Origin of the sequence: Corynebacterium sp. NML98-0116, from assembly GCF_001767255.1 — a bacterium.
Lineage (GTDB): Bacteria > Actinomycetota > Actinomycetes > Mycobacteriales > Mycobacteriaceae > Corynebacterium > Corynebacterium pseudogenitalium.
The window spans coordinates 1,758,892-1,782,448 of the sequence record NZ_CP017639.1 but is presented as its reverse complement, the minus strand read 5'-3'; the positions used below and the strand labels follow the sequence as shown (position 1 = coordinate 1,782,448).

General features: G+C 62.6%; 24 protein-coding genes. 14 read left to right on the top strand and 10 right to left on the bottom strand.

All coding sequences use genetic code 11. The features are described 5' to 3' along the window. Positions 1 to 182: 182 nt before the first annotated feature. The 7 genes from BJP05_RS08155 to BJP05_RS08125 all read right to left on the bottom strand — a co-directional run bounded on the left by BJP05_RS08155 (position 183) and on the right by BJP05_RS08125 (position 6,364). Positions 183 to 392, bottom strand: coding sequence for a hypothetical protein (locus tag BJP05_RS08155; RefSeq protein WP_070362962.1), 210 nt, complete (start codon positions 390 to 392; stop codon positions 183 to 185). 3 nt (positions 393 to 395) lie between these two features. Beyond that, on the bottom strand, positions 396 to 710 hold the full coding sequence (locus tag BJP05_RS08150; protein WP_070362961.1) for a hypothetical protein: 315 nt from the start codon (positions 708 to 710) through the stop codon (positions 396 to 398). Positions 711 to 780: 70 nt separating this feature from the next. Next, a complete protein-coding gene (locus tag BJP05_RS08145; protein ID WP_070362960.1) occupies positions 781 to 1,602 on the bottom strand; it encodes a carbohydrate ABC transporter permease in 822 nt (273 codons plus the stop codon). Then, the gene (locus BJP05_RS08140) at positions 1,599 to 2,615 is read right to left on the bottom strand and encodes a carbohydrate ABC transporter permease (protein WP_070362959.1); all 1,017 of its coding nucleotides are present in this window, start codon (positions 2,613 to 2,615) and stop codon (positions 1,599 to 1,601) included. The genes BJP05_RS08145 and BJP05_RS08140 overlap by 4 nt, the downstream gene beginning before the upstream one ends. A gap of 101 nt (positions 2,616 to 2,716) precedes the next feature. Continuing rightward, entirely contained in the window at positions 2,717 to 3,973 is a 1,257-nt protein-coding gene (locus BJP05_RS08135; protein ID WP_070362958.1) for an ABC transporter substrate-binding protein, read from the bottom strand. Positions 3,974 to 4,096: 123 nt separating this feature from the next. Next, positions 4,097 to 4,777, bottom strand: a complete 681-nt coding sequence (locus BJP05_RS08130) for a TIGR03089 family protein (protein ID WP_070362957.1) — start codon at positions 4,775 to 4,777, stop codon at positions 4,097 to 4,099. Positions 4,778 to 4,801: 24 nt separating this feature from the next. Beyond that, entirely contained in the window at positions 4,802 to 6,364 is a 1,563-nt protein-coding gene (locus BJP05_RS08125; RefSeq protein ID WP_083329463.1) for an LCP family protein, read from the bottom strand. Positions 6,365 to 6,511: 147 nt separating this feature from the next. On the opposite strand from BJP05_RS08125, the gene BJP05_RS08120 reads away from it, so the two are divergent. The 3 genes from BJP05_RS08120 to BJP05_RS08110 all read left to right on the top strand — a co-directional run bounded on the left by BJP05_RS08120 (position 6,512) and on the right by BJP05_RS08110 (position 9,099). Then, the gene (locus BJP05_RS08120; RefSeq protein WP_070362956.1) at positions 6,512 to 7,384 is read left to right on the top strand and encodes a glycosyltransferase family 2 protein; all 873 of its coding nucleotides are present in this window, start codon (positions 6,512 to 6,514) and stop codon (positions 7,382 to 7,384) included. Positions 7,385 to 7,409: 25 nt separating this feature from the next. Beyond that, entirely contained in the window at positions 7,410 to 8,504 is a 1,095-nt protein-coding gene (locus tag BJP05_RS08115) for a sugar phosphate nucleotidyltransferase (protein ID WP_240492738.1), read from the top strand. Between the two features lie 304 nt (positions 8,505 to 8,808). After that, a complete protein-coding gene (locus tag BJP05_RS08110) occupies positions 8,809 to 9,099 on the top strand; it encodes a WhiB family transcriptional regulator (protein ID WP_305083192.1) in 291 nt (96 codons plus the stop codon). A gap of 9 nt (positions 9,100 to 9,108) precedes the next feature. On the opposite strand, the gene BJP05_RS08105 is transcribed toward BJP05_RS08110, so the two are convergent. Continuing rightward, positions 9,109 to 9,579 (bottom strand): metallopeptidase family protein, encoded by a 471-nt coding sequence (locus BJP05_RS08105; protein ID WP_070362954.1) that lies wholly within the window; start codon positions 9,577 to 9,579, stop codon positions 9,109 to 9,111. A gap of 94 nt (positions 9,580 to 9,673) precedes the next feature. Between BJP05_RS08105 and BJP05_RS08100 the strand changes: the two genes are divergently transcribed. From BJP05_RS08100 to manA, 3 genes are all read left to right on the top strand, one after another. After that, positions 9,674 to 10,180, top strand: a complete 507-nt coding sequence (locus tag BJP05_RS08100; protein ID WP_240492737.1) for a DUF3499 domain-containing protein — start codon at positions 9,674 to 9,676, stop codon at positions 10,178 to 10,180. A 10-nt stretch (positions 10,181 to 10,190) separates the two neighbouring features. Beyond that, entirely contained in the window at positions 10,191 to 11,576 is a 1,386-nt protein-coding gene (locus BJP05_RS08095; RefSeq protein WP_070362952.1) for a phosphomannomutase/phosphoglucomutase, read from the top strand. A 116-nt stretch (positions 11,577 to 11,692) separates the two neighbouring features. Then, a complete protein-coding gene (gene manA / locus BJP05_RS08090; RefSeq protein ID WP_070363576.1) occupies positions 11,693 to 12,877 on the top strand; it encodes a mannose-6-phosphate isomerase, class I in 1,185 nt (394 codons plus the stop codon). Here manA and BJP05_RS08085 read toward each other — a convergent pair. After that, entirely contained in the window at positions 12,874 to 13,665 is a 792-nt protein-coding gene (locus BJP05_RS08085; RefSeq protein WP_143000832.1) for a hypothetical protein, read from the bottom strand. The genes manA and BJP05_RS08085 overlap by 4 nt on opposite strands. A 199-nt stretch (positions 13,666 to 13,864) precedes the next feature. Between BJP05_RS08085 and BJP05_RS08080 the strand changes: the two genes are divergently transcribed. From BJP05_RS08080 to secA, 8 genes are all read left to right on the top strand, one after another. Beyond that, complete coding sequence (locus BJP05_RS08080; protein ID WP_070362950.1) at positions 13,865 to 14,224, top strand: DUF4259 domain-containing protein; 360 nt, start codon at positions 13,865 to 13,867, stop codon at positions 14,222 to 14,224. 24 nt (positions 14,225 to 14,248) lie between these two features. After that, positions 14,249 to 14,854, top strand: coding sequence for a dTMP kinase (locus BJP05_RS08075; RefSeq protein WP_070362949.1), 606 nt, complete (start codon positions 14,249 to 14,251; stop codon positions 14,852 to 14,854). An 18-nt stretch (positions 14,855 to 14,872) separates the two neighbouring features. Next, on the top strand, positions 14,873 to 15,544 hold the full coding sequence (mtrA, locus tag BJP05_RS08070) for an MtrAB system response regulator MtrA (protein ID WP_070363575.1): 672 nt from the start codon (positions 14,873 to 14,875) through the stop codon (positions 15,542 to 15,544). Positions 15,545 to 15,553: 9 nt separating this feature from the next. After that, positions 15,554 to 17,188: an MtrAB system histidine kinase MtrB gene (gene mtrB, locus BJP05_RS08065; protein ID WP_270049410.1), complete on the top strand. Its 1,635-nt coding sequence runs from the start codon at positions 15,554 to 15,556 to the stop codon at positions 17,186 to 17,188. Further along, entirely contained in the window at positions 17,178 to 18,884 is a 1,707-nt protein-coding gene (lpqB, locus tag BJP05_RS08060; protein ID WP_240492736.1) for an MtrAB system accessory lipoprotein LpqB, read from the top strand. Before mtrB ends, lpqB begins: the two co-directional genes overlap by 11 nt. 5 nt (positions 18,885 to 18,889) lie before the next feature. Beyond that, positions 18,890 to 19,534 (top strand): ComF family protein, encoded by a 645-nt coding sequence (locus BJP05_RS08055; protein ID WP_070362947.1) that lies wholly within the window; start codon positions 18,890 to 18,892, stop codon positions 19,532 to 19,534. A gap of 129 nt (positions 19,535 to 19,663) precedes the next feature. Further along, complete coding sequence (hpf, locus tag BJP05_RS08050) at positions 19,664 to 20,356, top strand: ribosome hibernation-promoting factor, HPF/YfiA family (RefSeq protein WP_070362946.1); 693 nt, start codon at positions 19,664 to 19,666, stop codon at positions 20,354 to 20,356. Between the two features lie 211 nt (positions 20,357 to 20,567). Further along, positions 20,568 to 23,108, top strand: a complete 2,541-nt coding sequence (secA, locus tag BJP05_RS08045; protein ID WP_070362945.1) for a preprotein translocase subunit SecA — start codon at positions 20,568 to 20,570, stop codon at positions 23,106 to 23,108. A 34-nt stretch (positions 23,109 to 23,142) separates the two neighbouring features. Here secA and BJP05_RS08040 read toward each other — a convergent pair whose 3' ends face one another. After that, positions 23,143 to 23,550: a hypothetical protein gene (locus BJP05_RS08040; RefSeq protein WP_070362944.1), complete on the bottom strand. Its 408-nt coding sequence runs from the start codon at positions 23,548 to 23,550 to the stop codon at positions 23,143 to 23,145. Between the last annotated feature and the right edge of the window lie 7 nt (positions 23,551 to 23,557).

Genomic DNA, 23,557 nt, shown 5'->3' with positions numbered 1-23,557 from the left:
TTTTGAGCTGAAAGTGGAATGCTTCTCACAATCGCTTGTTTGTGCAGCGTGTGGGTGTTTATTGTGGGTGGCATGATACTCGTAGACGCATTAATCGCCGGCGAAGTACCAGTCCGACATGGCGGCTGAAGTTGAGCGTAAGGACGCCGCGCTGCGTGAGCGTCTGCTCGGCGAGGAGTGATTTAGTCTTCGCCTGCGCGCCACTGGCGCCACCGGCGAATCAGCCGCCACAGTGCTGCGACGAAGGCGGCAAGAACGAGGCCCGGCCAGATTGATGGCTCGGGCTTTGTGATGTTGATGGCGGCCTGTACGAAGGCGAGCAGGGTGAAGAACCCTACGAACCCAATGATTGTTTGCCAGAGCAGATCCTGGCGCTGTGAGGGCCGTTGCACTCGTTAGAGGCGGGGGCCGAAGTTCAGGCCCATGTGCGGGGCAGCGAAGTATAGCCACCCGGCCATCAGGGCCCCGAGTACTGCCAAGAGCCCAACCACAACTCCGGCGACCTCAAGCGCGTTTGCTTCTTCCTTGGTCACACCACCGTTTGCGGTGGTGTTGGTGGTGACGTTGGTGGTCACTGTCGTGCCGTTGTTATCGGCGTTGGTGTGCACCGTTGCGGTGGTTTCGGCGTGTGCCGTGCCAGTCATGCCGCTCAGTACCAGGGAGGATGCGAGTGCGGTTGCCGTCGCGATTCGGAGTGTGGTGTGGTGCATAGCTGCTCTTTCTAGGGGCGGGAAGTAATAAAGTGAATACAGCTTAATCTAGACATAAGAAAAAGTTAAGTCAGCCCTTCACGCCGCCGGCTGTGAGACCAGACACAATACGGCGCTGGAATACCAGCACCATGATGATCAGCGGAATCGTCACCAGCGAGCCCGCCGCCATAATCGCAGCGTACGGGTACTCGAAGGCGCTCGGCCCCGAGAATCGTGCAATTGCGACGGTGACAGGTTCAGTCGCCGTGGACGACAGCTGGCGCGCCAACATAAATTCATTCCAGGTGGTGATAAACGCCAGGATGGCCGTCGTGAAGATGGCCGGTGCCGCCAACGGCAGCAAGATGAGGCGAAATGCCTGGCCACGGGAGGCGCCGTCGACACGCGCTGCTTCCTCGAGCTCCCAAGGAAGTTGCTGGAAGAACGACACCAGCGTGTAGATAGTCAGGGGGAGGGCGAATGAGATGCTCGGGATGATCATGGCACGGTATGTGCCGATCCACCCGAGGTCACCGAACAGCTGGAACAGGGGAGTGACAAGCGCAATGCCAGGGAACATCGAGGCCGCCAAAATGATGCCCGTGATGAATCCCTTGCCGCGGAAGTCCAGGCGAGCAAGCGCGTAGGCGGTGAACACGCCCACGGCGACCGCCAACGCCGTTGTCGCCAGCGAAATAATCAGCGAGTTGAAAATCGCCCCGAGGAAGTCATTGCCGGCGTCCGTGGCCAGTGCGTCCCGGTAGTTCTCGAGGGTGACGTGCGTGGGCCACGGCGTGGTATCGAACGTGAAGCGTTTGTCCCGCAGCGCCGTGATCACCATCCAATAAAACGGGGCGAGCCCCCAGAACATGATGAAGATGATGCCTGCGTAGTGGCCGAGTCGTTTCATCGCGCTGTCGCCTCCTTCTTCGACTCTTGCTTCTCCTGCTTGCGCTTCGCGCGCCGGGCTTCACGCCGTTCGTTCGCGCCACCAACGTTCGCTCCGAGGAACCGCACCATGACGAACGCAACCGCGAAGATTAGCAGGAAGATGAGAGTGGACAGCGCCGAGGCCGAGTTGAAGTTGCCCTGACGCATGTCCTCAACCACCAGTTGCGAAATTGTCGCGGTAGGGGAGTTTGAGGAGCCCGAAATCATGATGACCGGCAGGTCGTACATGCGCAGCGCGTCGAGCGTACGGAAGAGCACCGCCACCATGAGCGCTGGCCGCACCAACGGCAGGGTGATGCTGGTGAAGGTCTGCCATGCGGAGGCGCCGTCGACACGCGCGGCCTCGTAGACGTCCTTCGGAATCATCTGTAGGCCTGCGAGGATGAGCAGCGCCATAAACGGCGTGGTCTTCCACACGTCGGCGATGATCACCGCAAAGCGTGCCGCCCACGGGTCAGTTGTCCACGCCACGCTCGCGCCCAGCAGCGAGTTCACGATACCGCTCGGTGCGAACATGAACTGCCACAACTTCGCGGTCACCGCGGTTGGGATCGCCCAAGGGATGAGCACGGCCGCGCGGATCAGACCGCGGGCGCGCGACGGCCGGTTCATGATGATGGCCATCCCGATACCGAGCACTGTCTCCAAGGCGACGGTGACCACGGTGAAGAAGAGGGTCACCGACACTGCTGGCCAGAAGTCGGTCGCAAGCACGCCAGGAGGGCAGGCACCCACCACGCCCGACGGCGTCATACAGCGGTTCGACAGCCAGTACAAGTAATTATCGACGCCAGCAAAGCCACCATCGACGAACACTCCGGTAGAGGCGTCGAGGTGCCGGTTGGACTGGAATGAAAGCCATATTGCGCGGACGATCGGGTAGCCGATCACCACCGCCAACACCAGCAAGGCGGGCGCGACGAGCGCTGCCGCCTTCGTGGTATCGCGAGGCTTGGATGGAGATGTGCTCATCGCGGGCCTTTGCAAAGTAGACGGGAAGATGGAGATATACGAACTATAACGCCCGCCCGAACACAGTCCGGGCGGGCGTTCTGCTCATACGACGTATCGTATTAGGAAGCCTGCTTGATAGCAGCTGCCATGTCGGCGGTGGCGTCATCGACGCTCTTACCGGCGGTCAGTGCTGCGTAGGCGTTGTCCTGGATAGCCTTCGAGATCGCAGGGTAGAACGGGGAAACCGGGCGAGGCTGCGCGTTCTCCAGCGAAACCTTCAGTGCTGGCAGGTATGGGTGCTTTGCAACCAGCTCGGCGTCGTCGTAGATCGATGCGAGCACTGGTGGGAAGGATGCTTCAGCGAACGAGAGCTGGTTCTCTTCGTTGATGATGAACTCGATGAAGTCCTTCGCGGTCTGCTTGTGCTTGGAGTTGACGTTGATGCCGTTGTTGTAGCCACCGAGGGTGGAAACACCCACGCCGTCCTTGCCAACCAGCGGCTGGACCTCAAAGTTCACGCCAGCTTCCTGGGCGTTGGTGTACATGTACGGCCAGTTGATCGCCAGAGCGGTGTTGCCCTCGGTGAACGCGAGGTTGGTTTCCTCCTCGGTTGCTGCCGTGGAGCTCTTGGCGATGACGCCGTCGTTGTATGCGTCAACGAGTGCTTGCAGTCCGGCCTTTGCGGCGTCGGACTCGACGGTTGGCTCGCCGGCGTCGTCAAGGACGCTGCCGCCCCAGCCGTTGATGAAGCCGAGCGTGTTTACGGTCAGGCCCTCGTACTGCTTGAGCTGGGTGGTCAGGCAGTCTCCCTCGACCTCCTTGCAGGCGGCGATGACGTCTTCGAAGGTGTCAGGCGCGCTTGGGACCTTGTCGACGTTGCGGAACAACAGCTGGCCGTTCGTGTTCTGCGGCAGGGCGTAGAGCTTGCCGCCGTAGGTCGCGGAGTCGACGGTGGACTGCAGCAAGCCGGAGGTGTCGATGGCGTAATCGCCCTCGAGTGGCTCGAGCCACTGGTTCGCTGCGAAGTCGGCCGTCCACACAACGTCGAGGGCCATCACGTCGTAGTCGGCGTTACCCGCCTGGAGGGACTGCACGAGCGTATCGCGCTGGTCGTCGGCCTCGCCGGCGAGCTCAGAGAGGGTGACCTGCTCATCTGGGTGAGCCTCGTTCCACTTCTCGATGATCGGCTTGAGCTTGTCCGTGTCATTGCGGCCCATGGCGAACGTGATCGGGCCGCGCTCCGCGCCGCCCTCGGAAGCGGAGGTGCCGGAGTCCTTGTTGGTGTCCGCTGCCTCGTTGTCAGAAGAGCAACCGGTCAGAGCTGCGCCAGCGAGCGCAATTGCACAGAGGGTTGCACCAGTCGTACGGAGTTTCATTCATCCGCCTTTCGTTGGGTCATGTGTGACTCGTGTGAATTCGGTGTCTTCAATCTAGTGAAAAACTGGACCCGGGCGCGCAGAAATCTGCCGAATTACCTACGAACGGGGGAGAAAACGGGGTTAAATGTCCGGTTGTATGTGGTTTACGTGTTCCGCCTGGGCGATGGCTGCGATCCTGTCTTTACCAGGTGTTTCCGTTCCGCCTGTCACCACGACGACCGAACCGCCCCCAGCCAGCGGGGCAAGCACGCGCTGTTCGAATTCGTCGGCGCTGTTCCAACCGGCAATCAGCACCCGTTCGGGGCAGGCGGGCTGCTCAGCCGCTTGAGACCACTGCGCGATGTCTGCAGTCTGTCCAAAGTACTGGTCGCCGTAGCTGCGCACCGTCGGACTGAAGTCCACGGTTCCAAGCGGCAACGTGCCGCCTGATTCGACGACGCCGCGTCCGAAGGGGTCCCTTGAGACAACGACGCACTCGTCCGCATCAGCCCAGGTGTCGACGCGCTCCGCCACGGTAAACACGAGCGGGACATCGTCGCCTGTGCTCGCGAAGATCGGGCGACGCCCAATGTTGTAGGCGCCAAGCGCGATCACCGCAGCCTGCCAGGACACCGGAAGGTCGATCACAATGGGGTCAGAGCCCTCGAGCTCGAACTCCTCGTCCAGCAAGTTGCCCACTTTGCTTAGCCAGTTGTCCAGAGTCAGCGCAGAAAATTCCACGCGGCTGCCCTGTGACTCGTCGTAGACGGTCAGGCGTGGTGTGGCGGGGTCTTCCTGCAATAAGCGTGCCAGCATACTCATGGCAGCCAAGCATAGGTGGCCAAGCTAGTTCACGCAGCGAGGCCCCTGGCCGCCAGCGTCGATCTCCGGGCCCAGACTCATGCCGCTGATATCGTCGCCAGGTGTGCCGACGGGCACATGCTGCTGGGCATCTTCCGGATCGACCTTCGCAGGCCCGTTGTAGTCTTCCGCGACAACCGCGATGATGCTGCCCGGTTCGAGAGCATTGTTCGCCGTGACTGGGACGCCGCCAAGCATCTCGGCGAGCTTGCGTGCGCGTGGGTCTTCGGGGTCGGCGGCGACCACCTGGGATTCCCAGTAGATTCCGTCCATTGCGTTGGATACATCGGAGACCGTAATGCCTGCGTCGGCCAACCACTCGCCGGTGGCGCGGGCTTGGCCTGGAACGGAGCCCGCGTTGAGGACGGAGACCTGCGCACCTGCAAAGTCTTCGGCCTGCTGGGGAGCTTGCTCCGGTTGGCTGTCCTCGGGGACCTGTTCCTTGGCTGCGGACTCCATAAAGCTGTGGACCTCGTTGATGTCCACGGTCACGATGGATTCGCCGAAGTCGCCGACACCGTTGACCGAGGTCACAGGGATGGTGGTGAAGGTGACGTTGCCGCCGGCCAGGCCGGACATCTGCTGGGCAAAACGCATCACGTCGAGGCTCTGGTCAAGAGTGACCGAGCGCTCCGCCGCGGTTGCCAAGTCGCGCAGTTTCGCTGGGCTTGTCAGCGTGCCTGCGGAGAGCACCTTCTGCACCAACGACGCCATGTACGCCTGCTGGCGCACGATGCGGTCGAGGTCGCCGCGCGGCAGGTCGTGGCGCTGCCGCACGAAGGACAGCGCCTGAGCGCCGTCGAGCGTTTGCTGCCCGGCAGGGAAGTGCGCGCCGGAGAGTGGCTCGTCGACCGCGGCGTTGAGGCAGACGTCCACCCCGCCAACCGCGTCCGTAAGCAGGACGAAGCCGAGCAGGCCAACCTGCGCGTAGTGGTCTACTTCCACGCCGGTGAGGTCATTGATGGCGTCGATAAGCCCGAGCTGGCCTGCGCGTGCAACCTCTTGCTCGAGTGCCGGGCCCTCCGGCTTGCCCGCGGCGATGAGCTCCTCGCGTTTGGCGGCGGCGTGCGCACCGTAGACACCATTGATCTTCATGTTTCCGTAGTCGTCGGTGTGTACGTACGTATCGCGCGGGATGGAAACTGCCGTGGCCCGCGAACCGTCGTCGGGCACACGGATAATCATGATGGTGTCCGTGTTGATCTCACCGTCGGCGACACCCGCGTTGAGGTGCGCCAACTCGGACTCGCTCAAAGGGTTGCCTTGGGCGTCGGTGCGGGAGTCGGAGCCGACCAGCAGGATGTCCATCGCGCCGTCGATCTGGTCCTTGTCGCTCTGCCCACGTCCCGCGTTAATCCGCAGCTCAGAGGCGCTGAGCTGATTGCTGACCCGGCCGACAGTGAAGTAGCCGACGGCCGACACCGTCAACGCAACGGCAGACAGCACCGCAAGGGTTGTCTTCACAACCGGGTGCCCCAACTGCGAGATGTCACGCATCTGCGATGGGGCGGGCTGGATGTCGCGCGCAGGCCTCAAGGAGTCAGTCACAGGGCGCAATTATACAGGGTGCGAAAACAACAAAAGACACGTGCGTGGGCGAGTTCAAGATGCTTCTCACACTTTTGGATGGGTAAGCTGATTCGCATTGTGTACATGAAGGCTGGCCGAGAGGACCGATAGGAGGGGCAGGCAGCTATGACAGCTCCACTCGCCGTGGTGGCGGTGACGTACTCGCCAGGCAAGCACTTGGCGCAGCTCATCGCTTCGCTTGACGACGCCACCGAGGGTCAAACACTGCTTATCTGTGCAGATAACGGCTCTACCGACGGTGCCCCGGAGGCTGCCGCACGTGAACACGACAACGTCGAACTGCTGCGCACCGGCGGCAACATCGGGTACGGCGCTGCGATCAACGCCGCGGTCCGGGAGTTGCGGCCACGTCGCGAGCGGGGAGAGATCAACGGTGACTACTTCTTGATCTCCAACCCGGACGTGGTGTTCCAGCCGGGAAGCGTGGACACGCTGCGCGCCTGCATGGACGCACTACCGGAGGCGGGCGCCGTAGGGCCGCGCATTGAGGACTGCGAGGGCAACCTGTACCCGAGTGCGCGAGAGGTGCCGGGCATCATTACCGGCGTGGGGCACGCCTTATTATATGAGGTGTGGCCGTCCAACCCATTTTCTGCCTCGTACAAGGCGGAGCAACACATGGATCACCAGCGCAGTGCGGGCTGGCTCTCCGGGGCGTGCCTGCTCGTGCGGTGGGACGCCTTCGACGTCATTGGCGGGTTCGACGAGCGCTACTTCATGTACCTCGAGGACGTTGACTTCGGAGACCGCTTGCGCCGCGCCGGATGGGAGAACGTGTACTGCCCTTCCTCGGTCATCGTGCATGACCAGGGCCATGTTGCTAGCAAGTTCCAGCGAGTCACGGTGCCGGCGCACCACACTTCCGCATATCGTTTCCAGTCTGACCGTCACCCGCACTGGTGGCAGGCCCCGCTGCGCGCGCTGCTGTGGGTCGGTTTGAAAGTGCGGGCGGCACTGTTTGTTTCGCGCAGTAAATAAGAAGAACGCTTTGAAAGGATTCCACGTGAATGCATCCCGCACCGTGACCCCGGAGAATACCGACGCGGTCATTTTGGTTGGTGGTCGCGGCACGCGCCTGCGTCCGTTGACGGTGAGTACCCCGAAGCCGATGTTGCCGACCGCAGGGCACCCGTTCCTCTCGCACCTGCTTGCGCGGATCCGCCAGGCGGGGATGCGCCACGTGGTGCTGGGGACGTCGTACCGCGCTGAGGTGTTCGAGGAGTACTTCGGCGACGGGTCCGACTTCGGTCTTGAGATTGAGTACGTTGTCGAAGAGGAGGCGCTGGGTACCGGGGGCGCGATCCGAAACGTTGCCGACAAGCTGCGCTTCGACAACGCGATGGTGTTCAACGGGGACGTGCTGTCCGGTGCTGACCTGAGCAAGATTTTGAACTACCACGCTGAGAAGGACGCCGACGCGACCTTGCACCTGGTCCGCGTACCCGATCCTCGCGCGTTCGGTTCCGTCCCAACCGACGAGGACGGCAATGTGCTTGCGTTCTTGGAGAAGACGGAGGATCCGCCGACAGATCAGATTAACGCTGGGTGCTACGTGTTCCGCCGCGAAGTCATCGAGCAGATCCCGGCTGGTCGCGTGGTCTCTGTCGAGCGCGAGACGTTCCCTGGTTTGCTTGAGTCGGGTGCGAAGATGGTCGGCTACGTGGATACCTCTTACTGGAGGGACATGGGTAGGCCGTCGGATTTCGTGCAGGGCTCCTCGGACGTGGTGCGCGGTATTACGTACTCGCCGCTGCTGGAGGGCCAGACCGGTGAGGCGCTTATCGACGAATCCGCTGGCGTCGCGGGTGGTGTCATCTTGATGGGCGGCACCGCGGTTGGACGCGGCACGGAGATCGGCGCTGGGTGTCGCGTGGATGACAGCGTCATCTTCGATGGGGTCACCATTGAGCCCGGTGCCGTGATCCGCGATTCCATCATCGCCTCGGGCGCCACGATTGGCGCGAACTCGCGTATCGACGGCTGCGTGATCGGAGAGGGCGCACAGATTGGGGCGCGCTGCGAGCTGCAAGGCGGCATGCGAGTGTGGCCTGGTGTGACGATTCCGGATTCGGGAGTGCGCTTTTCCCCAGATGCGTAAGCGACACGCCGTATGGGTGGAAATTCTGGCCGGTTAGTAAGGGGTAGCCAATTCGCCTACCACATGTAGTACCCCCGTACTGTACCCCCGTTTCTAGCCCCCTGTGGCTGTTGTGACTCGTGTGACTGATGGCGTGCAATTCTTGCGGAAAAGGTCAAGGTTTCACCCCGATAGCTTGCACCTATTTAGTGGTTCGGTGTGTACTCGCATGAGTGCAAGGGTCACTCGTCGCACCCCTCAAGCGGGTAGACGACGCAGCTGACCGAAACGAAGAACGACGGAGAAAGGGGACGGCGTGGAAGACATGGCGAATGGTGCTGACATCCGTGGCGTAGCCGCGGTCGGCATGAGCTTCGATGAGCTGTTCGGTGCCGTCGAGCAGGAATGGCAAGATCAAGCGCTGTGTGCTCAAACCGATCCCGAGGCGTTCTTTCCGGAAAAGGGTGGCTCGACTCGCGAGGCAAAGCGAATTTGCAAAGCGTGCGCCGTGCGCGATGAGTGCCTCGAGTTTGCGCTCGAGCACGACGAGCGCTTTGGCATCTGGGGTGGCCTCTCGGACCGTGAGCGCCGCCGCTTGAAGAAGCAGATCGGCTAAACGCCTGCACTACCAGGGAAAGTCTGAATCGATATCCCGCGGGTCCAGGTTGATATACGAAGCAACAAGGGCGGTCAGTACCCAATGAATGAGGGCTGACCGCTCTTCTGCTGTCTCAGTGCGCTGCTCAATCGGGCGGCGAAACAGCACAAAGCGCGCCCGGGTGGGCACCCCGTAACGGTCCACGCCCGCCTGCAAGATTCGGCCGAGTGGGACGGGACCGTCGGCAACAATCTCATCGCTGAAGCGCGCGACGTCGGGGCTCAGGCGCATCCGGGGGATCGTATCGACGGCCAAGTCCACCGTTGCCAGCTGCTCAAAGTACGCGTTGTGCAGCGGTGCGTACGTGTCCAGTACTAGCTGATCGAACTGCGCGGAGCGGGTTCGATAACGCGGAACGCCAACGGGCAGCAGCGGGCCGCGGGCCCCACGACCGTGGCGGTCCCGCGCGGTCCGAAGGTGGTGAGTTGGCGCGTTCATGCACCCAGATTCTAGAGATGTTGCCGCTGCACCGGGCATGGCGCGCCGGGGCCGTACTACCAAAATCTCAAGTTGGGGTTTAGGCTTAGACGGCGTGAGTACTTTCCGTCGGTGTTGTCGTCCTGGTTGTGGCCGGCCTGCTGTGGCCACGCTGATTTATGCCTACTCGGAATCGACAGCAGTAATCAGCCCGCTCTCGCCGAACCCCGAACCCCATGCGTGGGACCTTTGTGAGCGCCACTCGGCGCACATCACGGCCCCCGTTGGCTGGGAGCTAGTGCGAGTAGAGGCCGTCGACATCTTTGACGACGAAGCCCACGCCCTCGAGGACGAGGAGCTCACGGCGCTGGCGCAGGCCGTCCGGGAGGCGGGCCGGGTGACCACCGGGCTGGTGGACAACGGCGGAGATCCAATCGAGTACGAGGCCACCAAGGACTTTAACGACCCGTCGACTTCGAACCACCCGGTGCACCGCACGAAGCGGATCGAGGAGCACCTCGCCGCGGAGAAAGATGCGCGGCGTTCCCACCTCCACGTGGTCCCTGACCCAGCCGAAGCCACTGAAGACGCCGAAGATACCGGCGAGGAGCACAGCAACTAAGATTGCCTGTATGGCTATTGAGCACACCTATGAGTCCTTGAAGGACCTTATTAAGGCGTATGACATTCGCTGCGTTGTTGGCTCCACCATTGATGCAGACACAGTCCGCACAGTAGGCGCAGCATTCGCCCACATTCTTTACAGCGAGGGCGAGCGAACTATCGCCGTCGGACACGACATGCGGCCATCCTCGCCGGAGCTTTCCGCTGCGTTCGCAGAGGGTGCGACCTCGCAGGGGCTGCACGTTCTTGACCTCGGACTGACCTCGACCGACGAGCTCTACTACGCAGCAGGCACCTTCGAGTGTGCCGGCGCGATGTTTACCGCCTCCCATAACCCTGCCCAGTACAACGGAATCAAGCTGTGCCGCGCGGGTGCTACGCCGGTCAGTACTGATACGGGCCTGTCCGAGATCAGCCGCATGCTCATCGAGGGGGTTCCGGCGTTTGAGGGCGAAGCTGGGAGCGTCGAGAAGCGGGATGTGCTCGACTCCTATGCGCGTTTCCTCCGGCAGCTTGTGCCGCTGCCGCAGGGCAAGGCGTTAAAGGTCGCGGTCGATGCTGCGAACGGCATGGCCGGGCTGACTGTCCCGGCGGTGCTCGGAGACCTGGATATTCGGCCGCTCTACTTCGAGCTCGATGGCACGTTCCCGAACCACGAGGCTAACCCGCTCGACCCGAAGAACCTTGTGGATCTACAGCGATTCGTTGTCGAAGAGAAGGCGGACATTGGCCTGGCATTCGACGGTGACGCGGACCGCTGCTTCGTCGTGGACGAGCGCGGGGAGGCGGTATCTCCATCGGCGATTACGGCACTGGTGGCTACTCGTACGCTCGCGACGCACCCGGGCGCGACCATTATCCACAACCTGATCACCTCGCGTGCAGTGCCGGAAATTATCCGTGAGCAGGGCGGAAACCCCGTGCGCACCCGAGTGGGGCACTCGTACATCAAGGCTGAGATGGCGCGGACAGGTGCCATGTTCGGTGGGGAGCACTCCGCGCACTACTACTTCACGGAATTCTTCAACGCGGACTCTGGCCTGGTCGCGGCGCTGCATGTGCTCGCGGCATTGGCGGAGCAGGACAAGCCGTTGAGTGAGATGATGGCCCAGTACGAACGCTACGAGGCGTCCGGGGAAATCAACTCCACCGTCGATGACCAAGAGGCTGCCACCGAGCGCGTTCTTGAGGCACTCGGTGACCGCGTCGCGGACATTGACCGTCTTGACGGGGTTACGGTCACACTTCGCGACGAAGACAGTGCCCCCGGGCCGGTCTGGCTGAACCTGCGTGCGTCGAACACGGAGCCACTGCTGCGACTCAACGTCGAGGCCCCAACGAAGCCAAAGGTCGACGAGATTGTGCGGGAAGTTTTGGCTGTGATTCGCCAATAGTGCAGGTGGTCTTCGTCGCTGTTCCGTGAAACGGCGCCTCGCTGGTATCCTGGAACGCTGTTGTTTCAACCGTTTCAATGCCGACGGAACTGACGGAACTTGCGAAGGAGACACTTATGGAGCACCTACAGGGGGCTCTGCGGAACTACCCGTGGGGGTCGCACACGTTGCTTGCGCAGCTGCGTGGCACCCAGGTGCCCAGCGAGGCGCCGGAGGCTGAGCTCTGGTTCGGCGCCCATAGTGCCGCACCTTCCCAAGTCGCAGGCCGGGGCCTCGACGCCGTGATTGCCGCGGACCCCGAAGGCACGCTGGGCAAGCGCGTCGCGGACCGTTATGGCTCGCATTTGCCGTTCCTGCTGAAGCTGCTCGCCGCTGATGAGCCGCTGAGTATCCAGGCGCACCCGTCGCGCTCGCAGGCGAAGGCGGGGTTCGCGCGCGAGGAAGAAGAAGGCATCCGCCTGGACGATCCGACGCGCAACTACAAGGACCCGAACCCGAAGCCCGAGCTCATCGTGGCGCTCACCCCGTTCGAGGCCCTCGCCGGTTTCCGCCCGCTTGCGCAGACTCGCGAGTTCTTCGCCGCGCTCAACTGCGAGGAGCTTGACCACTACGCCTCGCTTCTCGACGCCACTTCGGAGGAAGCCGGACTCCGTGCGGTATTCACGACGTTCATCTCCCTGCCCGAGGACGTGCGTAAGACTCTGATTGACGCGATCGTTCCGGCCGCCGAGCGCGTCGCGGATGACGTCGGAGCTGGCGCGGCTGGTCCGCTGGCTGCGATGTTCCTGCGGGTCCACGACAAGTACCCGAACGACGTCGGCGTCCTCGCAGCACTCCTGCTGAACTATGTACAGATGCGTCCGGGGGAGGCGCTCTTCCTGCAAGCCGGGCAGTTGCACGCGTACCTGTCCGGGCTCGGCGTGGAGATCATGGCGAACTCGGACAACGTGCTTCGAGGTGGACTGACGTCGAAGCACGTGGACGTGCCTGAGCTGGTCAAGGTGCTGGACTTCTCCACGTTGGAGGACCCGTTCGCGAACACCACCGAGCGCGACAACGAAGTGAGTTTCCATCTGCCGGTGGATGACTTCATTATGAGTGCCCACCGTATCGACGCCGAGCATCCGCTGCTCGTGGACACCGATGGCCCCGCCATCGTCCTGTGTACCGAGGGAACGGTGCGCGCGGGTGACTTCGTAATGAAGCCTGGTCAGGCCGCGTGGATCCCAGCCGCCGACCCGGCTGTGACCTTCGAGGTTGCGGAGGGTACCTCCGCGCAGTGCTTCTACGCGCGGGTCTAGGCAGGCCCCTGCCCGTCAGTTGCGGCGGGGGGTACTGCGTCTTCTGGGGAGGCTGGCTCTTCGGAAGTAGTTGATGCGTCTTCCTGTGAGGCTTGAGCCGACTCTTCGCTCGTTGGTGTTGGTGTGTTAACTGGCAGCGATGTCGTCGCTGCGGCGCCGGGGTGTAGCGCTGACGTCGTGGGGGTGGGAAGCTTCTGCGTCGGCTCAGATGGCAGCACCGTCGGGGATGCCGGCTGCGTCGAGCCAATGGTGGTTGGCGTCGAAATGGTGGTTGGCGCCTGCTGCGTCGCCCGTGGCCGCGAGGTGCTCGACGTGGTACTTGGAACGTTCGGTGCGTCCGGCGTGTCGGGGCGAGGGGAGCGCTGCTTCGGGCGCTGCGGCTCTGCTGTTGGGGCGGGACCAGCTGGGCGCGACGCAGGCGCGGCCGGGGCCACGTTCGACGGGCGGTACTGCTTCGTCGGCTCCGTTACGGCTGGCGCACCGGAAAACGCGTGCGCAGGGGCCAGCGGGTCCGCGGATAGGTTGTAGGCAGACGGCGCAGTCGTGGCAATGTACGCATCGGCGGTGTGAAGCGCTGCGGAGTCGCCCCGGGAAGAGCGTGCAGAGCTCGGAGGGGTCGTCGATAAGGAAGAAGTTGTTGTGGTGGAGGTTGTCTCAATGAAGCCTGCTTGTGTGGTGGCGTTCGAGCGCCCCGGCGAGGACGCGTTCCAGACCACGACTCCCACTGCGATGGCAACGCAGATGCCGAGCGCCATGAACGTGGCGACTCTCCTTTGCGTCTGATTCATACGTTGCCCTTCGCCGCAGAATTTCCAGAATTACAAAACGATAACAATTTCGTTGCTTGAAATGTTTATAGCACGGAAGTCGGACATTGAAAAGAGTGTGTCCACGCGGTTATCAGGTGGGAAGCAGGGAAGTTCGCAATGCGTGCCGTGCCGTGTAGATTGCAGGGTATATACAGCCCCCACCTGAAAGGAAACACTGATGAGCAGCTGGGACCAGAAGATTTTCTCCAACGACGACAACATTGATTTTCTCGACGAAATCGCGGATTTGGACGAAGAAGACATTCTGGAAGCTGTCCGTGACGCCGTCTTGCTAGCCGCTGACCAGGACAGCGCCTCAGATGAAGAACGCACCAACGGGCTCGCTGCGGCGACCATCACCGCGATCTGGGCCGGCGCGCCGTTTTCCGCCGGTGAGATCGCGGAGCGTTTCCCCTTCATCCGCGGCAACAGCGGTGAGCTCGACGAGCAGCTCATCGAGAGCGCAGCCGAGCTTCTTGAGGCTGTTGGCGATGAAGAGGACGAGGACGTCGAACAGTTCTTGGAAGCGCTCGCGTAAGAGGGCCGTTGGGAGGTCTGTGGCATGATCATCGCCATCGAAGGCATTGATGGGGCGGGGAAGAACACCATCGTGAAGCGCATTGTGGAGGAATACGGCGCGGACACGCTGTCCTTCCCACGCTACGAGGACTCGCTGCACGCGCAGCTGGCGCAGGACGCCTTGTACGGCAAGATGGGTGACCTGGTGGATTCCGCTTACGGGATGGCGACGATGTTCGCGCTCGACCGTTTTGGTGCCAAGGCGCAGCTTGAGCAGTACCAGGACACACAAGATCGGATCTTGTTGCTTGACCGCTACGTTGCCTCCAACGCCGCCTACACGGCGGCGCGCACCGGGGATGATGCCGCGGCGGAGTGGGTTGCTGAGCTCGAGTTCGGAAAGCTTGGGCTGCCGAAGCCCGACCTGCAGGTGCTCGTCGCTACCTCCCCGAGCGTTGCGCGGGAGCGCGCGCAGCGCAGAGAAGCTCAGGACGCGACGCGCACCCGCGACCACTACGAGCGCGACGGCGGGCTGCAGGACGCGACGTTTGCCCAGTACAACCGCCTCGCGGAGACTGACTGGGCGAGTCGGTGGATTTCCACGTCGGATGCCACGGCTATTATCCAAGCAATACAAAACGCGCGTTAAGAGGAGCTGCCAATGTCCATGTCGAAAATCCTGGTCGTTGACGACGACCCAGCTATCAACGAGATGCTCACCATCGTGCTGGAGGCCGAAGGCTTTGACTCCCGCCCCGTCACCGATGGCGCCGAAGCCGTCCAGGCCTTCCATGAGTACGAGCCCGACCTGATCCTGCTGGATCTTATGCTTCCGGGAATGAACGGCATCGACATTTGCAAGGCGATTCGCCGCGAATCCTCCGTACCGATCGTCATGCTCACCGCGAAGACGGACACCGTCGACGTGGTGCTCGGCCTCGAGTCCGGCGCGGACGACTACATCACGAAGCCCTTCAAACCGAAGGAGCTCGTCGCCCGCATTCGGGCGCGTCTGCGCCGGACGGATGAGGAGCCGGGTGACGTCATCGAGATCGCCGATTTAGTAATCGACGTCCCCCAGCACATGGTGACCCGCAACGGGGAAGAGATCGCGCTGACCCCGCTCGAGTTCGATCTCCTGTTGGAGATGGCGAAGAAGCCGAACCAGGTGCACTCCCGCGACGAGCTACTGGAATCGGTGTGGGGCTACCGCAACAACTCCGATACCCTCCTGGTCAACGTGCATGTGCAGCGCCTGCGCTCCAAGATTGAGCACGACCCGGAACACCCGGAGATCATCCAGACCGTGCGTGGTGTGGGCTACAAGTCCGTGAAGTAAGAGTGGGAGGTGGCGCTCCTGTTCGCCGTACTGAAACGTAGCAGGGACCGGATCGTAGAGGCGTGGCGCACTTCGCTGCAGGTGCGCTTCGTCGGCACAGTGCTGATCGTCTCCGCCGTGGTGATGATGGTGCTGGGGTTTGCGCTGGCGTCGGTAGTGAGCCAACGTATCGCTGCATCCAAGATTGAGGCGGCGAGCGCGGAGATAGACCGTGCGCGTGTGACCGTCGAGGAGCAGATTAATAACTCGGGGTCCGCGACCTCACTGCAGAGCCGCTTGAATTCGGCGCGCGCCGGGCTGACGCAGCGTGCGCAGCAAAACTCGGAGGCGTCTGCTGTGTATGAGCCTGTGCTGGTGGTAAAGAACCCGAACGGGGTTGTTACGTCCTCGCCGGAGTCGTACCAGATCCCTGACAAGCTGGAGGAATACGTCGCTGAGGGCAATATCGCCTACCAGTTTTCCTCGGTGCAGCGCGGCGACCACTCGTCGTACAATGCCCTGATTATTGGCACCCCGACGACTTCGGATGTGCCGCACCTGCAGCTCTACCTTGTGATGAACATGGACAATGAGGCCTCGACGCTTGCGCTGATGCGGGGCATCTTAGCGACGGCCACGGTGATCGTCAGCGTCCTGCTGGTGGGCATTGCGTGGCTGGCGTCGCAACAGATTGTTGCACCGGTGCGCTCGGCGTCGCGTACTGCGCGCCGGTTTGCTGAAGGCCACTTGCGTGAGCGCATGCCTGTCGACGGCGAGGACGAGATGGCGGTGCTGGCGCTGTCCTTCAACAACATGGCGGACAAGCTGTCGCAGCAGATTGATCACCTTGAGCGCTACGGCGACCTGCAGCGTCAGTTCACGTCCGACGTGTCCCACGAGCTGCGTACGCCGCTGACCACGGTGCGGATGGCGGCGGATATGATCGCCGCCGACGAGGACTCCCTGGAGCCTGGTACCCGCCGCGCTTCCCAGCTGATGACTCGCGAGCTGGACCGCTTCGAGGCCCTGCTCAATGACCTGTTGGAGATTTCCCGCCACGACGCCGGTGTCGCCGACTTGTCCGTCACCCAGATGGATATGAAGTCGCCGATCATGTCGGCGTGGCAGCAGACGCAGCACCTCGCGGACGAGCTCGGCGTGGAAGTTTCCTTCGATATGCCGGAGGAACCAGTGATGATGCTGGGCGAGTCCCGCCGGATCGAGCGCATCGTGCGTAACCTCATTGCGAACGCGATTGACCACTCGGAGGGCAGGCCGGTTACCGTGACACTGCGCGCCAACGAGAGTGCCGTCGCGGTGACGGTCAGGGACCACGGCATCGGGCTCAAGCCTGGGCAGGAGGAACTGGTGTTCAACCGTTTCTGGCGCGCCGACAAGTCCCGCAAGCGCCACTCTGGTGGCACCGGTCTTGGCCTGGCCATTGCCCGCGAGGACGCGCAGCTGCATCACGGCACGCTGGAAGCCGTCGGGGAAGAGGGCGTCGGTGCGCTGTTCCGTCTGGTCCTGCCGCTGGATCCGGAGGCAGGCTTTTCGACGTCCCCTCTGCCCCTCGAGCTGGAACCCGGGGCGGACGCGGACAGCGTCGAAGTGGACGTCGAAACGCAGGACGAGGAAAGGCAGCCAGATGAAGTGCATGAAGCGTAGGTACCTTGCTATAGCGATGAGCACGACGCTGCTCTTGGGCGGGTGCGCGACGCTGCCGTCGAATACTGACCCGCATGTGCTCCGGCCCTACCAGGAGGAAGCGCCGGAGTCGGAGATTATCGGCCCGATCAAGGACCGCGAGCCGGACCTTTTGCTGCGTGACTTCTACGCGGCCTCCGCGATCCCAACCGGCGACTACGAAGCGGCGCGCGCCTTCCTCACTGAGGCCGCGAAGCCCACGTGGAGCGCCAACGAGCAGACGCTCATCGTCGACCGGATCGGGTTGAATACGGTGTCCGGCAGCTCGGGGAGCAAGCGCAGTTTTGCGGTGCATGGCAACGTGGTCGGCGCGCTCGGCAGTGGTGGCGTGTTCACTCCGGAGCGCGGTACCTACGAGGCCACGCTGGAGCTCGAGCAGGTCGACGGCCAGTGGCGCATTTCCTCGTTGCCGCCCGGCGTGGTCATGGAGCGCACCGAGCTGCGCAACCAATACCAGCCTTACAACCTGTACTTCTTTGATCCGACCGGCAAGGAGCTGGTCACCGACCGGCGCTGGGTCTACGCGCCGCGCGATTTCCTACCCAGTACGCTGATCTCGCTGCTGCTCGAAGGGCCGGCTAGCCGCTTGCGCCCCGCGATCATGGGGACGCTGCCATCGACGGCGCGCTACACCGGTTTCGAGGGCGGTGTCTACCACTTTGCGGGCCTCGGCAATATGGACGAGGCCGCGCGCAGCCGTTTCGCCGCACAGGTGGTGTGGACGCTCGCCTCCGCAGGCGTGACCGGCCCGTTTTCGCTCCTCGCCGACGGCGAGCCGCTCATCACCGGCGCCCGCGAACTGACCACCGACGACTTCATCGACGTCAGCCCCGTCGTCGAGCAAGTCGGGGAGAGCACCCTGTACTCGCTTGCCGACGGCCACGTCTCCCAAATCACCGGCGGCGGCCCGCAGCCTGTTGCCGATGTGCTGGGCAACACGCACAGCGTGGTCACCGCCGACATTTCCGGTGAGGGGCAGTGGGCCGCGGTGTTCAACGTCGGCGACGGCCCCGAAGGCGCCGAGCTGCGCCTCGGGCAGCTCACCGGCGGTAGCGTGGACGTGGTGAAGGCGGAGACCTTCTCGCGCCCATCGTTCGAGCCAAACAGCAAGGCGGTGTGGACCGTTTCGGACGGCAAGCACATCCTGCGCTCCACGCAATCCTCGGCGACAGGGGAGGTCACCACCGAGGAAGTGCACGTTGATCTTCCCGAAGATGTCGACGGCAACATTTCCGTGCTGCGTCTTTCCCGATCGGGCTCGCGCGTCGTCATGGTGATTGACGGCCGCCTGTACACCGGCATCATCGAGCAGCGCGCCGCAGGCGCCGGCACCATCGTCAACGTTCTCGAGTACAGCTACGAGCTCGGTGGCAGTGTGGTCTCCGCGGACTGGCACCCCGACGGCTCGCTCATCGTTGGCACCTCGAACCCGGCGTCGCCCGTGATGCGTGTGGAGCAGGACGGATCTTCGACCACCGCGCTGTCGCTCGGGAACATCTCCGCGCCGGTGGTGGCCGTGGCGGCGTCGCCAAACATGCTGTACGCGACCGACGCAAACGCCATTTTGCAAATGCCCGTCAGTGGTGCTGACACCCCGATCTGGCGCGAGGTGCCTGGCCTCCAGGGTGTGCGCTCACTGCCGATCATCGCGAGGTAGGCGGCGTGGCGCTCGCAGAGGTTGGTGAACTCTTCCTACCGCGCCACTGCGCTGGGTGCGGGACCCCAGGCTCCGTGTTGTGCCCAGCCTGCCGCACTGAACTGTCGGCACTGCCGCGCCGGGTGTCGCCGCAGCACTTGCCGCACGTGCCGGTGTTCGCGCTCGGGCCGTACGGCGGCGCGCACCGTGGGGTAGTGCTCGCGATGAAGGAGCGTAGGAATTTGGCTGTGCGCAAGCATGTCGGGGCGGTGCTGGACGCGGCGCTGACCTTTCTTGAGGTTCGCGGTGAGATTCACCCGGACGCGCTGCTGGTCCCTGCGCCGACGCGCGCGGTCTCGGCAAGGGAGCGCGGCGGGGACCCGGTGAGCGTGATCTGTAAGCGTTCGGGGCGCAAGGTGGTGGACGTGTTGGAGCTCGCGGAATCAACGACTGACCAGTCGGAGTTGGACGCGGCGCACCGCCGGTCCAACTTGGCCGGCGCGGTGCGGATGCGCCGCGGGTGGGAGGCGCTGCACACGGGCACGGGCGCTGGCCCCGTCATTGTTGTTGACGATGTCGTGACCACCGGCGCCACGCTTCAGACCAGCGTGGAAGTGCTGCTCGCGCACGGGTTTGACGTGGTCAGCTGCATTGCCGTGTGCGCCGCCTAGCCGCGCAGCACGCATGGTGTTCGCTGGTAGCAAACTGGCAGGGAGTTTTACACAGATACGTAGCCATTGGTTATTACCAGTTGTATAGTGGTGATAGACCCAGTTCCAACAACGCTAGGGAGGAAGCAGATGACTTCTGCAGAGCACACCGACGGATTCGCACCAGCAGCCCAGGTTACGATTACTGGCCGTAACGTCGAGGTCCCAGAGCATTTCCAAGAGCGCGTCAACGCCAAGCTCGCCAAGATTGAGAAGCTTGATCCAACGTTGACGTTCTTCCATGTTGAGCTGCAGCACGAGCCGAACCCTCGTCGTGAGGCACAGGCACAGCGCGTGCAGATTACTGCGACCGGCAAGGGCCACCTGGCACGTGCGGAAGCCAAGGAAGACAGCTTCTACGCAGCGCTTGAATCCGCGCTGGGTAAGCTGGAGCGTTCCTTGCGTAAGGTGAAGGTCCGCCGCGAGATTGCTCGTTCCGGCCACCGTGCACCGAAGTCCACCGGCGAAATCGCAGCTGAGCTTGCGCACGAGGCAGAGGATGCTCGCGCAAAGCAGGCGGAGGGCCAGTATGACACTGACCCGTACGCGGGCACCTTTGAGGATGCGCCGCTCGGCCAGGTTGTGCGTCGCAAGCTGCACCCGGATACCCCGATCAGCGTCGATGAGGCGCTCTCCGAGATGGAGCTGGTTGGCCACGACTTCTACCTCTTCATCGATGAAGAGTCGAAGCGTCCAGCAGTGGTCTACCGCCGCCACGCATACGACTACGGTCTGATCACCCTGGCTCCAGAAGATGAAGTCAAGGCAAACGACGAGAAGTAGCGTCGCCACTATATGATTCGTCGCCTGCTTGTGTAAGCAAAAAGCTTGTACGGGCGGGCGGCGTTTTCACATTCTTTTCTTATTGATTCCACCAGTTGTGATTGCCTGTTTTCGTTGACGCGTGCGTACAATGGCCGATTGGTACATAAAAGCAGCGCGTAGAGCTGGCGTGATCGCTTTGTTTTTCTAACTTTTGAAGGATTCTAGAAACGTGTTTGGACTGTCGAAACTGCTGCGTGCGGGTGAAGGGCGTATGGTAAAACGCCTCTCGAAGATCGCTGATCAAGTCATGGATCTCGATGAGGAGTACGCGGCACTCACAGATGACGAGTTGAAGGCCAAAACGGAAGAGTTTAAGCAAAAGATTGCCGACGGCGCTTCGCTCGACGACATTTTGCTCGATGCGTTCGCGACAGCCCGCGAGGCATCCTGGCGCGTGCTGGGGCAGAAGCACTACAAGGTGCAGATCATGGGCGGTGCCGCGCTGCACTTCGGTTCCGTCGCCGAGATGAAAACTGGTGAAGGTAAGACCCTGACCTCGGTGCTGCCTGCCTACCTCAATGGTTTGAGCGGCAAGGGCGTGCACATTGTTACCGTCAACGACTACTTGGCAAAGCGTGACGCCGAGATGATGGGTCGTGTCCACCACTTCCTGGGGCTCGACGTTGGTGTGATCCTGTCCGACATGCGCCCGCAGGAGCGCAAGAAGGCGTACGACGCGGCGATTACGTACGGCACCAACAACGAACTCGGCTTCGACTACCTGCGTGACAACATGACCCGTTCGGTCAACGACATGGTGCAGCGCGGCCACAACTTCGCCATCGTGGACGAGGTTGACTCGATTCTTATCGACGAAGCCCGTACCCCGCTGATTATTTCCGGCCCGGTTGATGGCTCCAGCCAGTTCTACACCGTGTTCGCGCAGCTCGCACCGCGTATGCGCGAGGGCATCCACTACGAAGTGGACCACCGCAAGCGCACCATTGGTATCTCCGAGGAAGGCGTGGAGTTCGTCGAGGACCAGCTGGGCATTGACAACCTGTACGCGCCTGAGCACTCGCAGCTGGTGAGCTACCTGAATAACGCTATTAAGGCGAAGGAACTCTTCGAGCGCGATAAGGACTACATCATCCGCCAGGGTGAGGTCATGATCGTCGATAGCTTCACGGGTCGCGTGCTGGCGGGCCGTCGCTACAACGAGGGTATGCACCAGGCGATCGAGGCGAAGGAAAACGTCGAGATCAAGAACGAGAACCAGACGCTGGCGACGGTGACGCTGCAGAACTACTTCCGTCTCTACGACAAGCTGGCTGGCATGACCGGTACCGCTGAGACTGAGGCGGCGGAGCTGCACCAGATCTACAAGATGGACGTTGTACAGATTCCACCGAACCGCCCGAACCAGCGCGTGGACCGCGACGACCTGATCTACAAGACGCAGGAAGCGAAGTTCGCCGCTGTTGCGGAGGATATTGCGGAGCACGTCGAGAAGGGCCAGCCGGTGCTGGTCGGTACCACCTCGGTGGAGCGCTCGGAGTACCTCTCGCAGCTGCTGACGCGCAAGGGCATTAAGCACAATGTGCTCAACGCGAAGCACCACGAGGAAGAAGGCCGCATTATCGCGGAGGCTGGTCTGCCGGCGAAGGTGACGGTCTCTACGAACATGGCTGGTCGCGGTACGGATATCGTGCTGGGTGGCAACCCGGAAATTCTGTTGGATGCGAAGCTGCAGGAGCAGGGCCTCGACCCGTTCGAGGATGAGGAGCGCTACCAGGAGGCGTGGAACGAGCAGCTGCCGAAGGCGAAGGAGCGCTCGAAGCAGCTCGGCGACGAAGTACGTGAGGCTGGTGGCCTGTACGTGATCGGTACGGAGCGCCACGAGTCTCGTCGTATTGATAACCAGCTGCGTGGCCGTTCTGGCCGTCAGGGTGACCCGGGTGAGACCCGTTTCTACCTGTCGATGCGCGACGAGCTCATGGTTCGCTTCGTTGGCCAGTCGATGGAAAACATGATGAACCGCCTCAACGTTCCGGACGATGTTCCGATTGAGGCGAAGATGGTGTCGAATGCGATTAAGGGCGCGCAGTCGCAGGTTGAGAACCAGAACTTCGAGATGCGTAAGAACGTCCTGAAGTACGACGAGGTGCTCAACGAGCAGCGCAAGGTGGTCTACGGTGAGCGCCAGGAGATCTTGGCGTCGAAGGACATCAAGGATCAGGTCCGCCGCATGATCAGTTCGACTGTCGGCGCGTACGTGGATGGCGCGACGGTGGAGGGCTACGTCGAGGACTGGGACCTGCAGGAACTCTGGCACGCACTCGAGTCCCTGTACGGCCCGTCGAAGACGGCCCAGGAGCTTATCGACGGCGACGAGTACGGCAAGCCGGGCGAGCTCACCGCTGAGCAGCTTCGCGAGGCACTCATCGACGACGCCCAGGCGCAGTACGATCAGCTCGAGGCGAACGTTGCTGAGATCGGCGGCGAGGAGCAGATGCGCAACGTGGAGCGTATGGTGATCCTGCCGATCATCGATACGAAGTGGCGCGAGCACCTCTACGAGATGGATTACCTCAAGGAGGGCATCGGCCTGCGTGCGATGGCGCAGCGCGACCCGCTGGTCGAGTACCAGAAGGAGGGCGGCGACATGTTCAACGCTATGAACGAGGCGATCCAGGAAGAGACGGTGCGCCAGCTCTTCATGATGCGTAAGCAGTTCGAGTCCGCGCAGGAGGAGACTGCGCAGGCCTAAGTTCGACAGGTAGGCCCTGGCCGGGTGGTGTCACTTACAAAACTTTGAAGGACACCAGCCGGCCGTTGTCCATTTTTGCCACGAACCCGAACCGTTTTTGGCCTGTGGCGACGGTGCCGAAGAACTCGCCGCCGTCGCGGGCGTGGCAGGTCACGATGCGCGGCGGGCCCGCGTGTTGCTGCTGGAAGCGCCGGTAGGCGCGGACATTGGTGCGGGCGGCCGTCGAGAAGCGGTCGGCGCGCAGTGCACGGAGGTTTGTGGCTCCGAAGCTTGCTGCGAGCGCTGTGCGCACGAGCGGGGCGACGTTGGATCCGGTGCGGCGAGGGTCGCTGGGTGAGTACCGTGCTTGGCGGCGGCGCGTTTCCGCTGCGCGTCCGGAGCGCTTCGGGGAGGGAACGAGCAGTTGAACGTGCTGGTGGCCAGGGGCGGGGTAGTAGGTCACGGCGGGG

Excerpts from the sequence above, each read along its gene's own strand:
- BJP05_RS08150 (WP_070362961.1), bottom strand. The coding sequence starts at position 710 with ATGCACCACACCACACTCCGAATCGCGACGGCAACCGCACTCGCATCC.
- BJP05_RS08145 (WP_070362960.1), bottom strand. The coding sequence starts at position 1,602 with ATGAAACGACTCGGCCACTACGCAGGCATCATCTTCATCATGTTCTGG.
- BJP05_RS08140 (WP_070362959.1), bottom strand. The coding sequence starts at position 2,615 with ATGAGCACATCTCCATCCAAGCCTCGCGATACCACGAAGGCGGCAGCG.
- BJP05_RS08135 (WP_070362958.1), bottom strand. The coding sequence starts at position 3,973 with ATGAAACTCCGTACGACTGGTGCAACCCTCTGTGCAATTGCGCTCGCT.
- BJP05_RS08130 (WP_070362957.1), bottom strand. The coding sequence starts at position 4,777 with ATGAGTATGCTGGCACGCTTATTGCAGGAAGACCCCGCCACACCACGC.
- BJP05_RS08120 (WP_070362956.1), top strand. The coding sequence starts at position 6,512 with ATGACAGCTCCACTCGCCGTGGTGGCGGTGACGTACTCGCCAGGCAAG.
- BJP05_RS08110 (WP_305083192.1), top strand. The coding sequence starts at position 8,809 with ATGGCGAATGGTGCTGACATCCGTGGCGTAGCCGCGGTCGGCATGAGC.
- BJP05_RS08105 (WP_070362954.1), bottom strand. The coding sequence starts at position 9,579 with ATGAACGCGCCAACTCACCACCTTCGGACCGCGCGGGACCGCCACGGT.
- BJP05_RS08095 (WP_070362952.1), top strand. The coding sequence starts at position 10,191 with ATGGCTATTGAGCACACCTATGAGTCCTTGAAGGACCTTATTAAGGCG.
- manA (WP_070363576.1), top strand. The coding sequence starts at position 11,693 with ATGGAGCACCTACAGGGGGCTCTGCGGAACTACCCGTGGGGGTCGCAC.
- BJP05_RS08085 (WP_143000832.1), bottom strand. The coding sequence starts at position 13,665 with ATGAATCAGACGCAAAGGAGAGTCGCCACGTTCATGGCGCTCGGCATC.
- BJP05_RS08080 (WP_070362950.1), top strand. The coding sequence starts at position 13,865 with ATGAGCAGCTGGGACCAGAAGATTTTCTCCAACGACGACAACATTGAT.
- BJP05_RS08075 (WP_070362949.1), top strand. The coding sequence starts at position 14,249 with ATGATCATCGCCATCGAAGGCATTGATGGGGCGGGGAAGAACACCATC.
- mtrA (WP_070363575.1), top strand. The coding sequence starts at position 14,873 with ATGTCGAAAATCCTGGTCGTTGACGACGACCCAGCTATCAACGAGATG.
- lpqB (WP_240492736.1), top strand. The coding sequence starts at position 17,178 with ATGAAGCGTAGGTACCTTGCTATAGCGATGAGCACGACGCTGCTCTTG.
- hpf (WP_070362946.1), top strand. The coding sequence starts at position 19,664 with ATGACTTCTGCAGAGCACACCGACGGATTCGCACCAGCAGCCCAGGTT.